Source organism: Streptosporangium sandarakinum (assembly GCF_013409935.1).
In the GTDB taxonomy this organism is placed as follows: domain Bacteria; phylum Actinomycetota; class Actinomycetes; order Streptosporangiales; family Streptosporangiaceae; genus Streptosporangium; species Streptosporangium nondiastaticum.
Genome location: NZ_JACCCO010000001.1, coordinates 3,855,518 through 3,874,553, shown reverse-complemented (window position 1 = coordinate 3,874,553; position 19,036 = coordinate 3,855,518). Strand labels below are relative to the sequence as shown.

Genomic DNA, 19,036 nt, shown 5'->3' with positions numbered 1-19,036 from the left:
GGATCCGCATTCTGTCGGCGTGCCTCCACACAACCACATAAGGCGACTGTAAGTATCTTTCATGCGACGCTGAGTGATCAGCGTAGGCGGGAACCGCTGTTCCGGCCGACGGGTCAGTCGCGGCCGTAGGGCCGCGTTCCAGAAGGAACGGTATCTCCATGGTCACGCCCAACTCCGAAGACGCCACGGCCACGTCCGCCCGGCCGAGGGGGCAGCGCCCGGCGAGGGGTCTGGCGGCGCTGGGGGTGGCCGGGTCGCTCGTCGCGGCCGTCGCCGCGATCGCCCAGCCCTCCTCCGGCGCGGCCCCGGCCTCCGCCGCCCACCTGCGGCCTTCCGTTTCGCCCGGCCCCCGGGTGTCCGGGCACGCCCAGGGCAGGGGGGCCGGAGCGGACGACCCCGGCGCACCGCGCGGGCTCAGGAACGACCGGCGGCCGGGGCACGGCTCCGCCCACGGGAACGGCGCCCACGGAAGCGGCGCCCGCGGGAACGGCGCTCGTGCGAACGGTGCTCACGGGAATCGCGCCCGCGCGAACGGCGCCCGTGCGAACGACGGATCCGCCGCGCTCGGCCCGGTGCACAAGCCGGTCAGCCCCACCAAACGGTTCGTCACACCGGGCAAGCGCGGCGGTTTCATCAAGCTGGGCTTCGCCCCCGAACCCACCGAGGCCCGGCAGCCGACCCCGGTCCCCACGCCGACCGTGACGACCACGGTCACGGCCACGCCCACGCCCTCGGTCTCCGAGACGTCCAGCGCCACCCCCAGCGCCACCGCCAGCGCGAGCGCGAGCGCCACCGCCACCTCCTTCGCCGTGTCGAGGTCCGTGGTGAGCCCCAGCCCGAGGCCCGGGCGGCCCCACCTGCGCCGCGGCTGGGACGACATCTGCCGGCCCCGCTTCCTCTTCAGGATCGACCAGTTCCACCCGAGGAACTTCTTCCTGGCCCGCACCCACTTCATCGACGGTCCGGGCGGCTCGGTGACCGCGACGGTGACCCGGCAGCACCGGGTGTACTACGAGGTCGAGTTCGAGCGGGAGAAGGTCCAGCACAGGCTCAGGGCCCTGGAGATCACCAGGGGCCCGCGGCTCGACCGGGAGGAGATCCTCCGCCTGATACGGAACAACCTCAACCCGCTGATCGCCGAGGAGTACATCGTCGAGGCGGGGCACCAGTACACCCACGAGATCTCCGACGACATGTACGGCCACCTGTGGTACCGCGTCTTCGGCTACCGGGTCGGGTTCTCGGCCTGGTTCCGGACCAGCACCTGCCGCTTCCACAAGGTCGTCGCCGGCATCGCCAACGTGCCCGCCAGGGTGGAGGGCTGGAAGTACTGGGAGACCAGCCGCCCGGTGTTCCACGGCCGCGTGCTGTGGGACTGCCACACGAAGGGCTGCCGGCGCGGAATCGACCCCTGATCCCGCCCCTTCACTCCCGAGGTCCGCCCCACCCGTGCCGTGCCGTACGGCCGCCGTACGGCACGGCACGGGCGGGCACGGCCGACCGGGCCGCGGTCAGGTGACGGCCAGCCGCCGCCGGTAACGCTCGTCCCGCCACAGCTCCTTGCCGAGCACCTCGGCCAGGGCGGTGGCCGCGTCGTGGACGTCGGCGAAACCGATGTAGAGCGGGGCGAAGCCGAAGCGCAGCAGATCGGGGGCGCGGAAGTCTCCGTGGACGCCGCGGTCGATCAGCGCCCGCATCACGGGATAGCCGTCCGGGTGCCGGAAGCTGACCTGGCTGCCGCGCCGCTCCGGGTCGCGGGGCGAGACCAGCTCCAGGCCGTACGGCGCGCACGACTCCTCGACCAGGTCGATGAAGAGCGAGGTCAGCGCCACGCTCTTGGCGCGGACCTGCGCCATGTCCACCCGTTCCCAGATGTCCAGCGACGCGTTGAGCGGGGCGAACGACAGCACGTGGGGGGTGCCCACGGAGAAGCGCCGGACACCCTCGGCGGGCCGGTAGGCGGGCTCGAAGGCGAACGGCGCCGCGTGCCCGTGCCAGCCGGTCAGGATGGACTCGGCGTCGGCGTGGTGGCGCGGGTTGGCGTAGAGGAACGCGGGGGCCCCGGGACCGCCGTTGAGATACTTGTAGGTGCAGCCGACCGCGAAGTCGGCCTCGGCCACGTCCACCTGGTAGGCCCCGGCGCTGTGGCACAGGTCCCAGATCATCAGCGCACCCGCCCCCCGCACCCGGGCGGTCACCTCGGCGGTGTCGAGACGCGCCCCGGTCCGGTAGTCGACCTCCGACAGCAGCACGCAGGCGACGTCGTCCGACAGCGCGGCGTCGAGGGCGTCCGGGCCGTCGATGTCCCGGATCTCGTAGCCGCCGAGCGAGCCGACCAGCCCCTGGACCACGTAGCGGTCGGTCGGGAAGTTGGCGGTGTCGGAGACGATCACCCGGCGTTCCGGGCGGAGGCGCAGGGCCGCAGAGACGGCCTTGACGATCGCGATCGAGGTGGTGTCGCCCACCACGACCTGTCCGGGGCCCGCGCCGATCAGCGGGGCCAGCCGGTCGCCGGTGGTCAGCGGCAGGTCGAACCAGCCCGAGGCGTTCCAGCCGCCGACCAGTTGCCCGCCCCACTCCTCCGCCACGACCCGCGCCGTCGCGGCCGCGGCCGTCCTGGACAGCGCGCCGAGGGAGTTCCCTACCAGGTAGACGGTCCCGTCGGGGAGGACGAACTCGTCCCTGAAACGCCTGAGGGGGTCGTCGGCGTCGAGTGCCAGACAGTCCGCACGGCTGATGGTCATGAATCATCTCCGGGATGAGGCCTTCGGTCCGTCCATCATCGGCCATCGGCACCCGCCGGTACACCGGCCACCCCGGCCGTGGGCCGGGCGTCCCGGTGGGCATACGGTTCACTGGCCTCTGCGGCGGAACACCTCTGTGTCAGGACGCCGCCGCATCCGGGCACCACATCAGGACACCGCTTTATCGGGACACCGCTTTATCGGGACACCGCTTTATCGGGACGACAAGCAGGAGGACCCATGGAGACCCGCACCGAGACGGTCACCGTCGCCGACGGCTCGTTCGACATGCACCTGTGGCTGCCGGAGGGGGGTTCGGGCCCGGTCGTCCTGCTGATCCAGGAGATCTACGGCGTCGGGCCGTACATCCGGAAGGTCGCCGGGGACCTGGCGGCGCTCGGGTACGTCGTCGGCGCACCGGACCTGTTCTGGCGGCTGCGGCGCAACTGGGTGTCCGACCACGGCGAGACCGGCACGGCGGCCTCGCTGGAACTGGCCTCCGGGTTCGACCTCCCCCAGGGCGTGTCCGACTCGGCGATCGCGCTGGCGCACCTGCGGGCGCTGCCGGAGGCGCGGGACGGGGCGGGGGTGGTCGGGTTCTGCCTGGGCGGCTCGGTCGGCTACCTCCTGGCGGCGACCGCCGAGGTGGACGCGGTGGCGTCGTTCTACGGCTCGGCCGTGCCGGAGGCCACCGGCATGATGGAGAAGATCACCGCTCCGCTGCTGTTCGTGTTCGGCGGCTCCGACCCCTACATCCCACGCGATCAGGTCGCCATCGTGGAGCAGGCCGCCGCAGGACGGCCGAACGTGGAGATGCACGTCGCGGAGAAGGCCGGGCACGCCTTCCACAACCACGAGGCCCCGCAGTTCTACGACCCCGAGGCCGCGCCGGTCGCCTGGGAGCGGGCCGTGGAGTTCCTCCGGCGCCACCTGGGATGAGCGCGGCGCCCCGAAACGGGGCCTGCCCGGAGGGCCACCTTTCCCTATCCGGGGGATCGCCCACCCGGGACGACACCCGGCACCATTGCCCCCATGCGGCAGGCATGGGAGCAATGGTGAAATATCACTGTTGCTCCGCTTTCCGCGGTTCGACCGGTCCTCACGGCCGCCCGCCCGCCGGCCCTCCGCCCCGACCGGGTGACCCCGCCGACGACGTGCTGTTGAACACGGCGGGTGCCGTTCCGGCGACGACGACCACCCGCCGGTGGCGGGCATCCCGGATAGCGGCCCGGACCGTTCCTCGGTAACGGCCCGGCGAAACGCACGGAGATCGCCACACGGGCACGTTCCTCTCAAAAGAAGCACGCGACCAACCTCTGTATCTGTGCGATCGTGGACAAGACGGGGCAAGTTCTCTGGAGACGCCAAACCCGGTTGGTGACAGAGGGTGATCAAACGTGCAGCAATCCCCGGTACCTCCCGAGCCCCCGATCTACCGGCGTATCGCCGACGAGCTTCGCGAAGCGATCTTGTCCGGCGAGCTCCGAGACGGGGACCGGCTTCCGGGCGAGAACGCCCTCATGGGGCGGCACGGCATAGCCCGTGCGACCGCCAGACAGGCATTGTCCGTGCTCATCAACGAAGGACTGGCCGTGCCCAGGCGCGGCTCGGGGGTGTACGTCCGGCAGTTCCGGCCGATCAGACGGCACGGTTCGCGCCGGCTGTCCCACGAACAATGGGGACGGGGGCAGGCCATCTGGGAGTCCGACACCAGAGGCCGTCCCTACACCGTGGACGACATGAACATCGAACGGGAGACCGCGGAGGAGGCCGTGGCCCGCGTGCTCGGCGGCGCGGACGTGTGGGTCCGGCGACGACGCTACTCGGTGGACGGCAGACCGGTGCAGTTGTCGGTCTCCCACTTCCCCGCCGATCTGGTGGACGGCACCTCGATCACACGGGAGGACACGGGACAGGGCGGCGTGTACGCGCGGCTGAGCGACCTCGGCCATCCTCCCGCGCACTTCAGTGAGGAGGTACGGGCCCGCATGCCCCACCCCCACGAGACCGTCCTGCTCGACCTGCCGGCCGGCACCCCGGTCATCGTGATCTTCCGGACCGCCTACGCGGCGGACGGCAGACCCCTGGAGGTCAACGAGATGATCCTCGACGCCGCCTCCTATGTACTCCAGTACGACTTCGACGCATAGATCAAGCCGATCTGTCAACCGGTAGGTTGACCTGTCCCTCACGATCATTGATTTCTCTAGAGAGGTGCCGCACCGTCGAAGGTGGAGCGTCACACAGTCGGGACCGGGCGCGGGGAAGGTGCGGGGATGTCATTCGACCGGCATCTAGCGGAAATCGCCCGGGAGTTTCCCGACTGGACGATCTGGCGGAGTGACGCGGGGCGGTGGTGGGCCACCCGCCACCACCCGCTGACGTCCGCGCAACGCGAGGCCGGCTGCGCGATGACGATCGACGCCGACGAGCCCGAGGGACTACGCGAGCAACTGCTCGACCAACAGGAACGTTCCGGCGGAACGTGCCGATGAGAGAGCCGCCCGGTGCCGGGGCCAGCGATTTCCGCGGTCCCGGCACCGGGCCCCCAATCGCGGAAGCCCCCGGGCCCTATCGGGGGCGGGGGTTTCCGCCTGGGCCGCCGCACCCGGACCGCTCCGCACGGTCCGCGTGCGGAGCGGTCCGGGTGCGGAGCGGTCCGGGTGCGGAGCGGTCCGGGTGCGGAGCGGTCCCCACGACCGGGCCGGCCGGGCCGGATCGGAAGCCGAGCCGGATCAGAGGCCGTGCCCCGGATCAGAGTCTGACGGTCGGCGCGGCCGGGGTTCGATGGCCGTCGGCGCGGCCGTCGTCCGCGCCATCCGCCTCGCCATCGCCGTCCGCACGGTCCCCGCGACCCGCGTGGTCCGCACGGTCCTCGCGAGCCGCGTGGTCCGCACGACCCGCGTGGTCCGCACGGTCCGGACCGTGCTCGTCGCCCGCACCGGCCCGGCCCTCGGCGTCCCCGGCGTCCCCGGTCGCCTCGTTCTCCTCGTCGTCCTCGGCCACGATCACGCGGACGGCTTCGACGTCCGCCTCGATGCCCGCATCCCCGTCGGCGCCGCTCTCCGCGTCCGGGCCGGCGACGTCCACGACCTCGTCATCGGAGCCGGGCACGGCCCCCGGCGCCGGGACGGGCGCCCCGGGGAGCGCCTGCGTCTCCTGGCCCGCCGGGACCGGGATCGGGGCGGGCCGTACGGGCGCGGGCGGCAGGACGGCGTCCTCGTCGACCAGGGGCCCGGCCGCGCCCTCCCGGTGGAGCAGGTCGCCCAGGACGGCGCCCATCTCGGTGAGACGGCGCACGACCTCCCGGTGGGTGTCGGTGAGGTAGGTCACCCGGCGGCCGGTCGTCTCGTCCAGGGCCGCGGCCCGCTGCTGGGCCGCGGTCAGCGTCGAGTGCGCCTCGGCGTTGGCGGAGGACACGGTCGCCTCGGCCTGGGCCCTGGCGTTCCCCACGGTGGCCTCCGCCTCGGCGCGGGCGCCCTCGACCATCCGCTCCGCCTCGTTCCGCGCCGCGGTGAGCACCCGCTCGGCCTCGGCGCGGGCCGCGCCGAGGGTCTCGTCGGCCTCCGCCCCCGCGTGGGTGAGCCGCTTCTCGGCCATGGCGGTGGCCTCGGCGACCCTGCGCTCGGCCTCCTGCTGCCCCGCAGCCAGGATCGCCTCCGCGCGCTCCCGCGCCGAGCCCACCAGCCGCTCCGCCTCCGTCGCGGCGTCCTCACGCAGTTTGCTCGCCTCGGCGATGGCCGCCTCGCGCTTGGCGGCCGCCTCCTCCTCGGCCAGCTTCAGTATCTGGCTGAGCCGCTGGCCGAGCTCGTCGTAGTCCTGGGGGGCGTCGGAGAGCCTTCGCCGGGCGTCGGCCAGCTCGACCCGGCTCCGTTCTACCTGCTCGGCCGCCCGGGTGAGCCGCTCCTCAAGGTCGCGGATCTGCGCGCGGGTGCGGTTCATGTACTCGTGAACCTGGCGACGGCTGTAACCGCGCATCGCGACCTCGAACAGGTTCTCCTGCATCAGATCGGGAAAGCTGTCGTGCTCGTTTGTCATGCTGCTGCCCGTGGAGGTTGGTGGCGGAAAGGAGACGTCGGTAGACGACTTTCCTGCTTACCGGCCAAGTCCGCAACCGGAACGCCTCACCTGCTTGCGGAAATATCGGGCAAGCTCACGCCGCGTAACATCGGACGCGTGACTACCAACCCGTACATCGCCTCCCTCGACGGTGCCGCGATCCCCAGCATCCACCCGGACGCCTACGTCGCTCCGGGCGCGGTGGTCGTCGGCCGGGTACGGATCGGCCGCGCCGCCGGCGTCTGGTACGGATCGGTCCTCCGCGGCGACGACGAGCTGATCGAGGTCGGCGAGGAGTGCAACGTCCAGGACCTGTGCTGCCTGCACGCCGACCCCGGCGAGCCCACGGTGCTCGAACCGCGGGTCAGCCTGGGCCACAAGGCCATGGTGCACGGCGCCCACGTGGAGACCGGGGCGCTGGTCGGCATCGGGGCCATCGTGCTCGGCGGAGCCAGGATCGGCGCGGGTTCCCTGGTCGCGGCGGGGGCGCTGGTGGGCCCCGGCAAGAAGATCCCGGCCGGGGTGCTCGTCGCGGGCGTCCCCGGCAGGATCGTCCGCGAGCTCACCGACGACGACCGCGCGTCCTTCGCCCGCACCCCGGACAACTACGTGGCCAAGGCGGTACGGCACCGCGCCGCCGTTCCGGCCCCGCCCGACCGGCTCCCCTGACCGCCACCCCCGTCCCCCCGGTCCCGGTCCCGGTCCCGCCCGACCGTCCCCGCCGACGAGCGCGGGCCCGTGAGAGGCGCGGCGCCGTACCGCGTCCCCGGCCGCCCCGAGGCCCGGGACGTCCGGGGAGGCCGCGGGTAACATGGCCGCCGTGTCGCGCTGGGACTGTTTCGACGCCATCGAGGGCGACGTGCGCGCCATGGTGGCCGACCCACGGTGGGCGGCGCTTCCGGAGCCCGCGCGGGCCCAGGCCATCGCGTCGCGCGTCCTGGCCGCCCCCGACGGCGGGCGCTGGCTGTTCGGCGCGCACGCCCGGTGGCACCGCCACGACCTGGCCGGCGGCCGCTGGCACCCGGCCGCGCCCCCGGTCGACCCGGAGTTCCGCGCCGCGTCGCGGGTCGCCCACGACACGTCCGTGATCCCGCGGCACCTGGTCCCGCACGGCCCGGACGTCACCGCCGACCGCGGCTCGGTCCAGGGGTTCGTCGGCCCCGACGTGCCTCCCCGGATCACCGGCCGGGTGCGCGAGCTGCTGGCCGCCCAGCGCGGCAGGCGCCGCGAGGACTTCCCCCTCGCCGGCCCGTTCACCGAGGTCTTCGCCGAGGAGGTGGCCAGCCCGGTGGCCGCCGTCTGGGGCACGCTCATGTGGTGCGCCTACGCCCCCGCCTTCGACGGCAACGAGGTGCTGCTGTCGATGTTCGGCGAGTTCCTGGCCCGCCCGCTGCCCGGCGACGAGTGGGTCCGGTGGCTGTCCCCCTTCTCCCTTGAGGACCTGGCCGCCCTGTACGGCGAGCGGGTCAGGGCCGGGCACCCGGAGGCCGGGCGCCGCCTGGTGGCGCTCATGGCCGACACCGCGGGGGTGATCCGCGACGACCCCCGCTTCCGGCCTCGGGCGGACGCCCTGTCGGCCATGCTGGAGCCGGTGCTCCGCCGTACGGGCGCCGACCCCTCAGCCGCCCAGGCCGGCGACCACGCCGTACGGCGGGTGTGGCTGGAGCGCTGCCCGCCCCACGTGACGCTGCCGGAGACCTCGCCCGGTGAGCACCTCCAGCACGTGGTCTACGACCTGGTCGTGGCGCTGGGGTTCGTCGCCGCCAAGGGGGCCGATCCCCGGGCGATAGCGGCCTCGCTGCTCGCCGCCGACCTGTCCGAGGCCGCCCCGGGGGCGGTCGAGGAGCTGTACCCGTGGCTGGAGCCGGAGCTGCGCCACATGCTGCGGGTGGCGCTGGACGATCCGTCGCACCCGCTGCGCAGGTGCTGGCCCCGCGCCGGGGAGCTGCCCACGGCCCTGCACCCGCCGGACCGGGCGGCGGCCGCGGCGCTGCTGGGCACGTCCTACGCCGCCGGGCTCGCCTGGTGCCGCCTCACCGGGACCCCGGTTCCCGAGCGGGGGTTCGCGACGGCTTCGGCGGTCGTGCACCGGCTGGTCCACGAGCGCGACGATCCGGTCCCGGAAGACCCGGCGGACTCCGGAGACCCGGGGATCCCGGGGGTACCGAACGTCCCCGGGACGCCGTTCCGTCACTTCTGACAAAGATCCATTCAGTTAAACCACAAATGGAGTTATTTTTCGCTTACTCCGCTTATAGCGTTCTCAGACGGCCGGTACCGCCGATTGGCTGAATTGTGATCTCGCAGCCGGGAAATGACCCCTCCGAGGGTGTGGTGGGGACGCCAGGAATGGTCCCGATGGGCCATGGGAACGCGGGGACCCTCCGCCGTAACCTCGAAGTGGGTGTGGGCTGCGGAAGGAAGGACGACGCGGTGGGGCACGACGACCTGGACTCTAGGGTCCACGACCGTGTCGCGTTGGACGAGATCGCGCTCTATGCCGAGGTGCTTACCGCCGTCGCCATCAGCGAACGGCCGCTTACCTTGGCGGAGCTCGACAACGCGCTCGGGTTGAGTGCTTCGGCGATCTGCTGAAGCCGTTGGGATGACCAACCGTCCGGAAGACCGGAAAGCGTCCCGGGCTCCCTCGAAGGGGTCCGGGACGCCCTTGTCCGGGTGACCTTCCCGGCCGCCGGGTGACTAGTCACGACCGGACGAGACGGGCGATGGCCGCCGATGCCTCCTTGACCTTCTCCTCCGCCTCCGGGCCTCCGCTGTTGATGGCGTCGGCGACGCAGTGGCGGACGTGGTCCTCCAGCAGGCCGAGCGCCACCGCCTGGAGCGCCCGGGTGGCCGCCGAGACCTGCGTCAGGATGTCGATGCAGTACGAGTCTTCCTCGACCATCCGCTGCAGGCCCCGAATCTGCCCCTCGATCCGCCGCAGGCGGGTCAGATAGGCCTGCTTGTCTGCGCTGTACCCATGCATGTCCCAACGGTACCCGCGTCAGGCGGGGCGAGCGGCGGCCTCGATCAGTTTCTCCCAGCGCTCGGCCACCGAGGAGGCCCGGTGCGGGGCGGCGGCGGCCAGCGCGCCGGCCGCGAGCTCCCGGCGCCGCCGTTCGTCGTCGATGAGGGCGAGCAGCGCGGACGCGTACGCCCGGACCTCGCTCTCCCCCGCGGACCCGGCGCCGCCCCGGTCCCCGCTCTCCCCGGCGGGCCCGGCGCCGTCCCGTTCCCCGCCCGGCCCCGGGGGGACCAGGACCCCGCTGCGGCCGTCGGTCACGAACTCCCCCGCCCCGCCGGGGCCGTCGAACCCGATCACCGGCACCCCGCTGGCCAGGGCCTCGATCACGGTCATCCCGAGCCCCTCGGCCCTGGCGGTCGTCGCCACGATCGACGCCTTGGCGAACTCGCCGGCGAGGTCGGGGGTGGTGCCCATGAAGTACACGTGGTTGTGCAGGTCCAGGTCGGCGACCAGGGTGCGCAGCCGCCGGTCCTCGGGGCCCCCGCCGTACAGGCGCAGCCGCCAGTCGGGGCGCTTGTCGGCGACGGTGGCGAACGCGCGGATCAGCAGGTCGTACGCCTTGGCCGGCACCCAGCGCCCGCCCGCCACGACGAGGCGGTTGTCCATCCGCGAGCGCGGCCAGGGGCCGTCGGGAAGCGCGTCCGGGATCGTGGTGACCCCGACCGTCCCCTCGACCAGGCGCTCCCACTCGGCGCGGCCGGTCTCGGTGGCGGTGACGACCGCGTCCATCCTGGGGTAGAACCGCCTGATCGACGCGGTGACCGGCGGGCGGCCCCACTCGCGGGCGATCCGTACGGCGTCGCGGGGCGCGTGCCTGGCCGCCTGGACGCTCAGGCCCGGCCTGGTGCTGATCAGCACGTCGGTCTTGAGGGAGCGCAGCCGCCGCCACAGGGCGACGTCGGTGCGGACCTGCCCCGGCGGGAGCAGGTGCCGCACGCCGGGCCGGTCGTCGACCACCCACGACAGCCGCACCTCCGCCGCCACCGGGAAGAACGGCCGCTCCCGGTGGCGGCGGACGCTGAGGATCTCCACGTCGTGCCGCCGGGAGAGCTCCCCGGCGAGGTTGACGACCGACCGGGCGTCGCCGCGCATGCCGTAGACGGATGGGACGAGCAGGCAGATCCTCACCCGCCGACCTCGATCCTGAGCTCGTCGTCCAGCGTGTAGCGGGGCCGGATCGGCACCCCGTCGATCCGCGCGGCCGGGTAGTGCAGGCGGCGGCGCTTGCCGTCCACGTCGTCCAGCCAGGATCCCAGGCGAAGCGGCTCGGCCAGGTCGTCCACCTCCAGCGAGGGCTCCCAGGTGCCGGGGTGCTCGGGCGCGGCGGCCAGCACGTCGCACAGGGACAGCGCGGCGTGGAAGCGCACCCCCTGGACCGTCGCGCCGACCGTCAGCGCGGCGTCGGGCCGGCTGCGGCGCAGCGCGAGCCGCGCCTCGTGCCGTGACTCGTCGTCGTCGAGCCCGGTGAAGGCCAGGACTCCGGTGACCTCGAAGCGTCCCTCCCGGAACCACACCGCCCGCACCTCGGCCGCGGGCGCGGCCCGGTCCACCCGCAGGGCCAGGAAGCCGGTGCGGGTGCGGTAGCAGCGGTAGGCCAGGGTACGGCGGCCCAGCGCGTAGGTCTCCAGGCGGTCCAGGGAGAAGCCCGGATCGACGCTGTGGATCCGGGAGCGTGTCTCGCCGCGTTCGAGGTAGGCGTCCCAGCGGCCGGGGTCCAGCGACAGCGGGGCGAGGGAGACCGCCAGTGTCGCGTCCCGCGCCTCGGTCCCGAAGGGCCCCAGCGGCACCCGGCGCTCGGTCCCGGTGGCCCGGTGGCGCAGGACCAGGTCGGCGTGACCGGCGAGCGGCGCGTCGGCCGCCACGCGCAGTGACAGGACGTCGGCCAGGGTGACTTCGGCGTCGGTGACGATGACGCGCATCACCGGCCCCCTCCCGTCGAATGAGCTGTGCGACGTTGAGGTTACCGTGATTTACCCGTTATGTGGAGAAAGAGTTTCAGACCCGATGTCCTTTTCTCGCCACCTTGACCGGTTGTCAGTGCGCCGGGCAAACACGGACCGTGGTCATGCCGCCTCCACGGAGTAAGGCCCGGGGCCCCGCCTGAGCGGGGTCCCGGGCCTCACCGGACCACGTTCCGGAGCCTCTCCGGAACGTGGTCCGAACCTCTTCGGAACCGCGGCGCCGAGCCTCAGACCGCCGTCCCGGCCGGCTCGACCGGCGGCTCGGCGGGCTGTCCCTTGATGGACCTGATCAGGAGCTGGGAGACGTCCACGACCTCCAGGCTCTCCTTGGCCTCGCCCGCGTTCTTCTTCTCGTTGATCGAGTCGCCCAGCATGACCAGGCAGAACGGGCAGGCGGTGGAGATGGTGTCGGGGTCGGTGGTCAGCGCCTCGTCCACACGCTCGGTGTTGATGCGCTTGCCGAGCCGCTCCTCCATCCACATCCGCGCGCCACCGGCGCCGCAGCAGAAGCCGCGGTCCTTGTGCCGGTGCATCTCCTGGGTCCGCACGCCCGGCACCTTGGCCATGATGTCGCGCGGCTGGGAGTAGACCTTGTTGTGGCGGCCGAGGAAGCAGGGGTCGTGGTAGGTGATCTTCTCGTCGATCGGCGTGACCGGCACCAGCCGGCCCTCGTCCACCAGCCTGGCCAGCAGCTGGGTGTGGTGGACGACCTCGAAGGTCCCGCCGAGCTGCGGGTACTCGTTGGCCAGGGTGTTGAAGCAGTGCGGGCAGGTCGCGACGATCTTCTTGACCCCGGCCTCGTTCAGCGTCTCGATGTTCTGCTTGGCCAGCATGTCGAAGAGGTACTCCATGCCCAGGCGGCGGGCCGGGTCACCGGAGCACGCCTCCATCGGGCCGAGCACGGCGAACTTCACGCCCGCGACGTGCAGCAGCTCCGCGACCGCCTTGGTGGTCTTCTTGGCCCGGTCCTCCAGGGCGCCGGCGCAGCCGACCCAGAAGAGGTACTCGGTGTCCTCGGGCATCTTCTCGTCGACGAGCTGGATCTCGATGGGGTCGTCCTCGCGGGAGGCGAGCTCCTCGATCCAGTCGGCCCGCTTCATCTCGGACATCCCCCAGGGGTTGCCCTTGTTCTCCAGGTTGCGGACCATGACGCCGGCCTCGGTGGGGAAGTTGGACTCCACCATCGCCTGGTAGCGGCGCATGTCGAGGATGTGGTCGATGTGCTCGATGTCCACCGGGCACTGCTCGACGCAGGCGCCGCAGTTGGTGCAGGACCACAGCACGTCCGGGTGGATGACGCCGTCCTCGCCGACCAGCGGCTTTTCGAGCAGGGCGAGCACGTCCTCGTGCAGGTCGGCGCGCTGCTCCTCGGTCGCCATGAGGTACGGCGCGATCTTGAAGGCGTGGTCGCGCTGGTCGAGGATCAGCATCTTCGGCGACAGCGGCTTGTCGGTGTTCCAGGCCGGGCACTGCGACTGGCAGCGGCCGCACTCGGTGCAGGTGTAGAAGTCGAGGAAGCCCTTCCAGCTGACGTCCTTGAGGCTGCCACGGCCCAGCCGGTCGCCGTCGAGGTCCTCGTCCTCGAAGTCGACGACCTTGCCGTCGATCCGCAGCGGCTGGGCGGGGCCGTTGCCGTCGGGGCGGCGGGAGAACATCACGTTCAGCGGCGCGGTGAAGATGTGCAGGTGCTTGCTGTTCACCACGATGACGAGGAACACCAGCATGACGCCGATGTGCAGCAGCAGGCCGACGCCCTCCAGCACCTCGTTGGCCGTGGCGCCCAGCGGTCGCAGCAGCGCGGCGACCGCCTCGGAGGCGAACGCCCCGGAGGCGTAGGGCAGGTTGCCGGTGTTGAAGGCGGCGCCGCGGAAGAGGAACATCGTCCAGATCACGTTGAAGATCATGAAGAGGACGAGCCAGGCGCCGCCGAGGTGCGAGCCGGAGAAGCGCGACTTGCGGCCGAGCTTCTTGGGGGAGTTCTTGATCCGGATGACCGTGAAGGCCACCAGCCCGATCAGGGCGGCGACCGCGATGAAGTCCTGCAGGAAGCCCAGCACGGGCCAGGTCCCGATGAGCGGGATGTGGAAGTCGGGCCGGCCGGTGACGCCGCCCTGGATCAGCGCGCCGTACGCCTCAAGGTAGACGGTGGCCAGGATGAAGAACGCCCACATGACGAAGAAGTGGGCGGTGCCCGAAGGGGTCCACTTCAGCAGCTTCTTCTGCCCGAAGACCTCGACGAGCTGGGCCTTGATCTCCGCGCCCACGTTGTTCCTGGCGTACTCGATCCGTTCGGGCGCGGGTGGCCCGGCGGTGGCGAGGTTGTATAGGAACAGCACGCGACGCGCGGCGAGTGTGACCGCGACGGCTGTCATGACCAGCCCGATGACCGCTACCCAGAGCACGGGGTCCTCCCACAGACGGCTTTGGCTGCCAGCGTACGACCGCCGGTCATCCAGGGTGACGACGGGTTACCACGGATCTTACCCATCGGTAACTTGTCGTCCGTCCCGGACCCGCGGTGACCGTGGTCACCATACGGTCAATCCGCGTCCAGAACAATGCTCTACGGGCGCGGCGGGAGCCGTACGGCGGACCCGGGCGGGCCGGTCAGTCCCCGTCCAGATACCGCTGGATCGCCGGCGCGAACAGCGCGACCAGCTCCTCGACGCCGGCCGAGGCGAGCGGATCGAGCAGCAGCACGTGCCGCATCACGATCAGGCCGAACATCTGGGAGAAGGCCGCCTCCATCCGGATCCGCGGAATGCCGAGGCCCCGGGCGGCCCGGTCCAGCAGCTCCTCGGTGAAGAACTCCCGCACCATGGCGGCCACCTGGTCGTTGGTCATCGCGGTACGGATCATGGCCAGCAGCGGCTGGCGCGCCTCCGCGTCCGCGGTCAGCGTCAGGACGAACCGGACGATCCGCTCGCCGACCTCCTCGCGCGGCCCGTCGATGAGGACCGGGACGACCTCCTCGGGGTTCAGCGGCAGGTCCATGACGGCGACGAACATCCCCGCCTTGCTCGTGAAGTAATGGTGGACCAGCGCCGGGTCCACCCCCGCCTGCCGGGCGATCCCCCGGACGGTCGCCCGGTCGAACCCCTTCTCCGCGAAGATCTGACGCGCCGCCGCCAGGATCTGCCCCCGGGTGTCCGCCGACCCCGGCCTGCGCCCCGGACGCCGCCTGACCGCCGACGCGTCCTCCACGCCGCCGGTCCCACCGGCCCCGCCCGCGGTGTCCGCCGTGTCACCGGCGCGTCCCGCGTCCCTCACGCCCACGTCCCTACGTCCCCGCGTCCCTCAGGCCTTCGAGGGCGCGGTGAGGTGACGGCGGGCGAAGGCCAGCGCCTCGGTGAGGTCGTCGATCCGATCGGTACGGCTGGCCGCCTTACGCGTGTTGATCTCCAGCACCACCAGACCGCCGAAGCCGCTGCCCGCCAGGCGCTCCAGGATCGGCGCGCACGGCTGGTTCCCCCGGCCGGGGACCAGGTGCTCGTCCTTGTTCGCCGTCCCGAGGCCGTCGGCGAGGTGCAGGTGGGCGACCCGGTCGCCGAGCTTGCCGAACATCTCCATGGCGTCGACGCCCGACACCGCCGTGTGCGACAGGTCCAGCGTCACCTGGGGGAAGTCGTAGTCGACCGGGTTCCAGCCCGGCGAGTAGGGCACCACCTCGTTGCCCCTGGCCCGCAGCGGGAACATGTTCTCCACCGCGAAGACGATGTCGGTCTCCTCGCGCATCCGGGCCAGGCCGGTCTCGAACTCGCGCGCGTAGTCGCGCTGCCAGCGGAACGGCGGATGCACCACGACCGTCCGGGCCCCGACCCGCTCGGCGGCCCGCTGCGCCCGCTGGAGCTTGGCCCAGGGGTCCTTGCCCCACACCCGCTGGGTCACCAGCAGGCAGGGGGCGTGGATGGCCAGGATCGGCAGCTGGTAGTGGTCGGACAGACGCTCCAGGACGTCGACGTCCTGGCTCACGGGGTCGGCGCCCACCATGATCTCGACACCGTCGTATCCGAGACGCGCGGCCAGCTCGAAGGCGTCCGGGGTGCGTTCGGGGTAAACCGACGCGGTGGACAAAGCGATCTTCGCACTGGATTCCCGGACAACGCTCATCTGTCTTTCCCTCCGGTTCGGAGCTCGCACGAACGGGCGTCGCGGCGTCCACCGGTCCGCACGTCCGCCGGGGTCTCCGGACCGCCTACCCGGGACGCGCGCGGGCTTGCCTCCCCGCGCCCGGCGTCCCATCCGCTTCGCTCGCTCACCTTGCCAGCCTAAGCGCGCCGGGCGACCTGTGGAGTCGGCCTCGCGGATGCGACGGAGAACACACCGCTACCGTGAACGCATGCCGAGGCCGTTGAGGGGCGCCATCCCCAGCCCGAACATCTGGAACACCCCGCACGTCTACGAGTTGGAGAACCGCGCCGTGGACCCGGAGGGGCGCGCCGAGGCGGCGATGGCCGCCATCCGGCCGTGGGACGGCGCGACGGTCCTCGACATCGGCTGCGGGACCGGCTACCACCTGCCCTCCCTGGCGGCCACGGCCTCCCGCGTGATCGGCGTCGAGCCGCACGAGGGCCTCGCCCAGCTCGCCCGGCGCCGCTGCCGGGCCCTGCCCGGCGTCGAGGTCCACGTGGCCACCGCCCAGGCCCTGCCGCTCCCGGACGCGTCGGTGGACGTCGCCTTCGCCCGCTGGGCCTACTTCTTCGGCCCCGGCTGCGAACCCGGCCTCGCCGAGCTCTCCCGCGTCGTACGGCGAGGCGGCGCGGCCTTCGTCATCGACCTGGACGCCACCCGCGGCGCGTTCGGCCGCTGGTTCAGCCGCTCGGTCCCCGCCTCCTACTCCGCCGAGGCCGTCGAGCGTTTCTGGACCCGTCAGGGATGGCACAGCCGGCCGCTGGACCTGCGCATGTCCTTCGATCGCCGCGCCGACCTGGAGGCGGTGCTGCGCATCGAGTTCACCCCCGAGGTCGCCGAGCAGGCCGTCGCCGAGACCTCCGGTCTGGAGATCGACTACCCCAACGTGCTGCGCTGGCGGCGCTTCTGACCCCGGCCGGCGAGGGCGGGCCCGGGGGCCGGGAACGGGATCGCCCGCCGTACGGCTTGACCTTGACGCTGACGTCAACGCCTACCGTGACGGGTGAGGAGGTCCGGATGCGGATCGGAGAGCTCGCCAGACGTGCCGGGGTCAGCACCCGGGCGCTGCGCTACTACGAGCAGCAGGGGCTGATCACCGCGCGGCGCGCCGCCAACGGCTACCGCGAGTACAGCGAGGCGGACCTGCGGCTGGTCACCGAGATCAGGTCGCTGCTCACCGTCGGCTTCACGCTGGAGGACGCCCGGCCGTTCGTGGCGTGCCTGCGGGCCGGGCACGAGTCGGGGGCCTCGTGCCCGGAGTCGGTGGAGGTCTACCGGCGCAAGCTGGCCGAGATCGACGGCGAGATCCACACGCTGCTCACACGCCGGGCCGAGGTGGCCGCCCAGCTCGGCGCGGCGTGCCCGGGATGCATGTTCGGGCCGCCTCCCGACCGGAACGAGGGAGAATCATGATCAATCTGACCACCGACAACTTCGCCGAGCAGGTGCTGGAGAGCGACAAGCCCGTCCTGGTGGACTTCTGGGCCGAGTGGTGCCCGCCGTGCCGGATGATCGCGCCGGTCCTGGAGCAGATCGAGGCCGAGTACGGCGACCGCCTCACGATCGCCAAGCTGAACTCCGACGAGCACCCGGAGATCGCGGCCCGCTACGGCGTCACGGGCCTGCCCACGCTCAACCTCTACAAAGGCGGCGAGGTGGTCCGGCAGATCGTCGGAGCCAAGCCCAAGCGCCTCCTCCTCGCCGACCTGGAGGGCCACATCTAGGTTCCGCCCCGCGGACCCTCACGGTGGCGGGTCCCCCACGGGACGGAGCCGGGTCGAGGCCGGGGCACGCGGACGCCGGGACCGGAAGGTCCGGGCGTCCCGCGCGGGCCTGATGGCTCAGCGCCGGGTCCAGACCCAGGCCTCGCTGTCCTCGTCGTAGTCGGGGTTGCCGCCGACCGCGACGACCAGGTCGCCGTCCGGGGACCGCGCGAGGTCGTTCACCACGGGGCCCGACTGGGTGCCGGGCGTCCTCCCGTACGTCCAGCCCGCGCCGTCGAAGTGGAGGATCGTCCTTTCCCCGTCCCCGGCGCCCCGGCTCTCGCCGCCGGCCCAGATCCCACCGTGCCCGTCGGACTCCACGGCGGTGAGGCGCGTGCCCTGCGGGAGAGGTCCGGCCTCGCTCCACCGGCTCCCGTCCCAGCGCAGCAGGAACTGGCGCCTCTCCTGGTCGGACACCTCGGCCGTGCCCAGCGCCCACGCCTCGTCCGGCGACACCGCGAGCACGCGGTCCAGGACCGCGCCCCGCGCGCCCGGCACGGGCGGCGCCGGTACGGGGTCCCACCGCTCCCCCGCCCAGTGCATGATCATGGCCTGGCCGCCCGACCGGCCCACGGCCCACACGTCGCGGGGCGACAGCGCGCCGAGGTCGTTCACCTCCGCGCCGGGCGGCAGCGGCGGCTCCGACCAGCCCGAGCCGTCCCACCGGCCGAGGAACGGGCGCGCGAGGTCGCCCCGGGTCGTGCCCGCCGTCCACACGTCGCGCGGCCCCGCGACGGCCGCCGCGCGCAGCCGGAGCCCGCCGGACCCGGCCGTGCCGCCCGTGCCCGTGCCGTTCGTACGGTCCGGCCCCGCCGTGCCGTTCGTGCCCGCCGTACCGCTCGTGCCGTCTGCGCCCGTCGTGCCGCCCAGGCCGCCCCGGGCGGCCCACCCGGTGCCCGTCCAGCGCCAGGCGCGCCCGTCGTCGGAGAACACCCACAGGTCGTCGCGGGACGACGCCGCCAGCAGCCGGAAGAAGACCTCCTCCCGCCTCCGGACGGGCGGGGCCACCTCGCGCCAGGCGCGGCCGTCCCAGTGGGTGATCAGGGTTTCGCCCTCGTCCACCGTGCCGGCCGCCCAGACGTCGTCGGCGGCGAACGCCAGCGCGCTCGTCATCGATCCGCCCCACTCGCTCACCTCGGTCTGGGTCCACGGGGGCGCGGAAGGGTCGGGCGACGGCGACGCGACCGGGGCGCGCGGGGCCGTCGTCACGCCGGGCGATCCCCGGCCCGGACCGGCCGTTCCGGGCGTCTCCCCGGCCGAGGGCGACCGGCCGGCCGTACCGCACGCCGCCAGCAGCGCGACCAGCGTCACGATCGTCACCAACCGTCCGGACATGGCCAGATCGTACGCGCC

At 72.6% G+C, this 19,036-nt stretch carries 18 protein-coding genes; 9 read left to right on the top strand and 9 right to left on the bottom strand.

Features of this window, described 5'->3' with window-relative positions; all coding sequences use genetic code 11:
* Positions 1-158 precede the first annotated feature (158 nt).
* Positions 159-1,415: a hypothetical protein gene (locus HDA43_RS17530; protein WP_179822081.1), complete on the top strand. Its 1,257-nt coding sequence runs from the start codon at positions 159-161 to the stop codon at positions 1,413-1,415.
* Between the two features lie 96 nt (positions 1,416-1,511).
* Here HDA43_RS17530 and kynU read toward each other — a convergent pair whose 3' ends face one another.
* Positions 1,512-2,744: a kynureninase gene (kynU, locus tag HDA43_RS17525; protein ID WP_179822079.1), complete on the bottom strand. Its 1,233-nt coding sequence runs from the start codon at positions 2,742-2,744 to the stop codon at positions 1,512-1,514.
* Between the two features lie 240 nt (positions 2,745-2,984).
* Here kynU and HDA43_RS17520 point away from each other — a divergent pair, with 240 nt between their 5' ends.
* The 3 genes from HDA43_RS17520 to HDA43_RS17510 all read left to right on the top strand — a co-directional run bounded on the left by HDA43_RS17520 (position 2,985) and on the right by HDA43_RS17510 (position 5,239).
* Positions 2,985-3,683 (top strand): dienelactone hydrolase family protein, encoded by a 699-nt coding sequence (locus HDA43_RS17520; protein WP_179822076.1) that lies wholly within the window; start codon positions 2,985-2,987, stop codon positions 3,681-3,683.
* Between the two features lie 458 nt (positions 3,684-4,141).
* Positions 4,142-4,894 (top strand): GntR family transcriptional regulator, encoded by a 753-nt coding sequence (locus HDA43_RS17515; RefSeq protein WP_179822073.1) that lies wholly within the window; start codon positions 4,142-4,144, stop codon positions 4,892-4,894.
* 126 nt (positions 4,895-5,020) lie between these two features.
* A complete protein-coding gene (locus HDA43_RS17510; RefSeq protein ID WP_179822071.1) occupies positions 5,021-5,239 on the top strand; it encodes a hypothetical protein in 219 nt (72 codons plus the stop codon).
* Positions 5,240-5,498: 259 nt separating this feature from the next.
* Here the strand turns inward: HDA43_RS17510 and HDA43_RS17505 are convergent, their stop codons facing one another.
* Positions 5,499-6,782, bottom strand: coding sequence for a coiled-coil domain-containing protein (locus tag HDA43_RS17505; RefSeq protein ID WP_179822068.1), 1,284 nt, complete (start codon positions 6,780-6,782; stop codon positions 5,499-5,501).
* 138 nt (positions 6,783-6,920) lie between these two features.
* Between HDA43_RS17505 and HDA43_RS17500 the strand changes: the two genes are divergently transcribed.
* Both HDA43_RS17500 and HDA43_RS17495 read left to right on the top strand, forming a co-directional pair.
* Positions 6,921-7,472: a gamma carbonic anhydrase family protein gene (locus tag HDA43_RS17500; RefSeq protein WP_179822065.1), complete on the top strand. Its 552-nt coding sequence runs from the start codon at positions 6,921-6,923 to the stop codon at positions 7,470-7,472.
* A 142-nt stretch (positions 7,473-7,614) separates the two neighbouring features.
* On the top strand, positions 7,615-9,003 hold the full coding sequence (locus HDA43_RS17495) for a hypothetical protein (RefSeq protein ID WP_246424019.1): 1,389 nt from the start codon (positions 7,615-7,617) through the stop codon (positions 9,001-9,003).
* 504 nt (positions 9,004-9,507) lie between these two features.
* Here the strand turns inward: HDA43_RS17495 and HDA43_RS17490 are convergent.
* From HDA43_RS17490 to HDA43_RS17465, 6 genes are all read right to left on the bottom strand, one after another.
* Positions 9,508-9,789, bottom strand: a complete 282-nt coding sequence (locus HDA43_RS17490) for a metal-sensitive transcriptional regulator (protein ID WP_179822061.1) — start codon at positions 9,787-9,789, stop codon at positions 9,508-9,510.
* Between the two features lie 18 nt (positions 9,790-9,807).
* Positions 9,808-10,956: a glycosyltransferase gene (locus HDA43_RS17485; RefSeq protein WP_179822059.1), complete on the bottom strand. Its 1,149-nt coding sequence runs from the start codon at positions 10,954-10,956 to the stop codon at positions 9,808-9,810.
* Entirely contained in the window at positions 10,953-11,747 is a 795-nt protein-coding gene (locus tag HDA43_RS17480) for a hypothetical protein (RefSeq protein WP_179822057.1), read from the bottom strand. Before HDA43_RS17480 ends, HDA43_RS17485 begins: the two co-directional genes overlap by 4 nt.
* Before the next feature lie 269 nt (positions 11,748-12,016).
* Positions 12,017-14,191: a (Fe-S)-binding protein gene (locus HDA43_RS17475; protein ID WP_179822055.1), complete on the bottom strand. Its 2,175-nt coding sequence runs from the start codon at positions 14,189-14,191 to the stop codon at positions 12,017-12,019.
* Between the two features lie 205 nt (positions 14,192-14,396).
* Positions 14,397-15,059, bottom strand: coding sequence for a TetR/AcrR family transcriptional regulator (locus HDA43_RS17470; RefSeq protein WP_312873344.1), 663 nt, complete (start codon positions 15,057-15,059; stop codon positions 14,397-14,399).
* Positions 15,060-15,086: 27 nt separating this feature from the next.
* Positions 15,087-15,899: a sugar phosphate isomerase/epimerase family protein gene (locus tag HDA43_RS17465; RefSeq protein WP_179822053.1), complete on the bottom strand. Its 813-nt coding sequence runs from the start codon at positions 15,897-15,899 to the stop codon at positions 15,087-15,089.
* A gap of 229 nt (positions 15,900-16,128) precedes the next feature.
* On the opposite strand from HDA43_RS17465, the gene HDA43_RS17460 reads away from it, so the two are divergent.
* The 3 genes from HDA43_RS17460 to trxA all read left to right on the top strand — a co-directional run bounded on the left by HDA43_RS17460 (position 16,129) and on the right by trxA (position 17,644).
* Positions 16,129-16,830: a class I SAM-dependent methyltransferase gene (locus HDA43_RS17460; protein ID WP_179822050.1), complete on the top strand. Its 702-nt coding sequence runs from the start codon at positions 16,129-16,131 to the stop codon at positions 16,828-16,830.
* A 107-nt stretch (positions 16,831-16,937) separates the two neighbouring features.
* Positions 16,938-17,333, top strand: coding sequence for a MerR family transcriptional regulator (locus HDA43_RS17455; RefSeq protein ID WP_179822048.1), 396 nt, complete (start codon positions 16,938-16,940; stop codon positions 17,331-17,333).
* The gene (gene trxA / locus HDA43_RS17450) at positions 17,330-17,644 is read left to right on the top strand and encodes a thioredoxin (RefSeq protein ID WP_179822046.1); all 315 of its coding nucleotides are present in this window, start codon (positions 17,330-17,332) and stop codon (positions 17,642-17,644) included. The genes HDA43_RS17455 and trxA overlap by 4 nt, the downstream gene beginning before the upstream one ends.
* A gap of 117 nt (positions 17,645-17,761) precedes the next feature.
* On the opposite strand, the gene HDA43_RS17445 is transcribed toward trxA, so the two are convergent.
* Entirely contained in the window at positions 17,762-19,018 is a 1,257-nt protein-coding gene (locus HDA43_RS17445) for an NACHT domain-containing protein (RefSeq protein WP_179822044.1), read from the bottom strand.
* Positions 19,019-19,036: the final 18 nt, after the last annotated feature.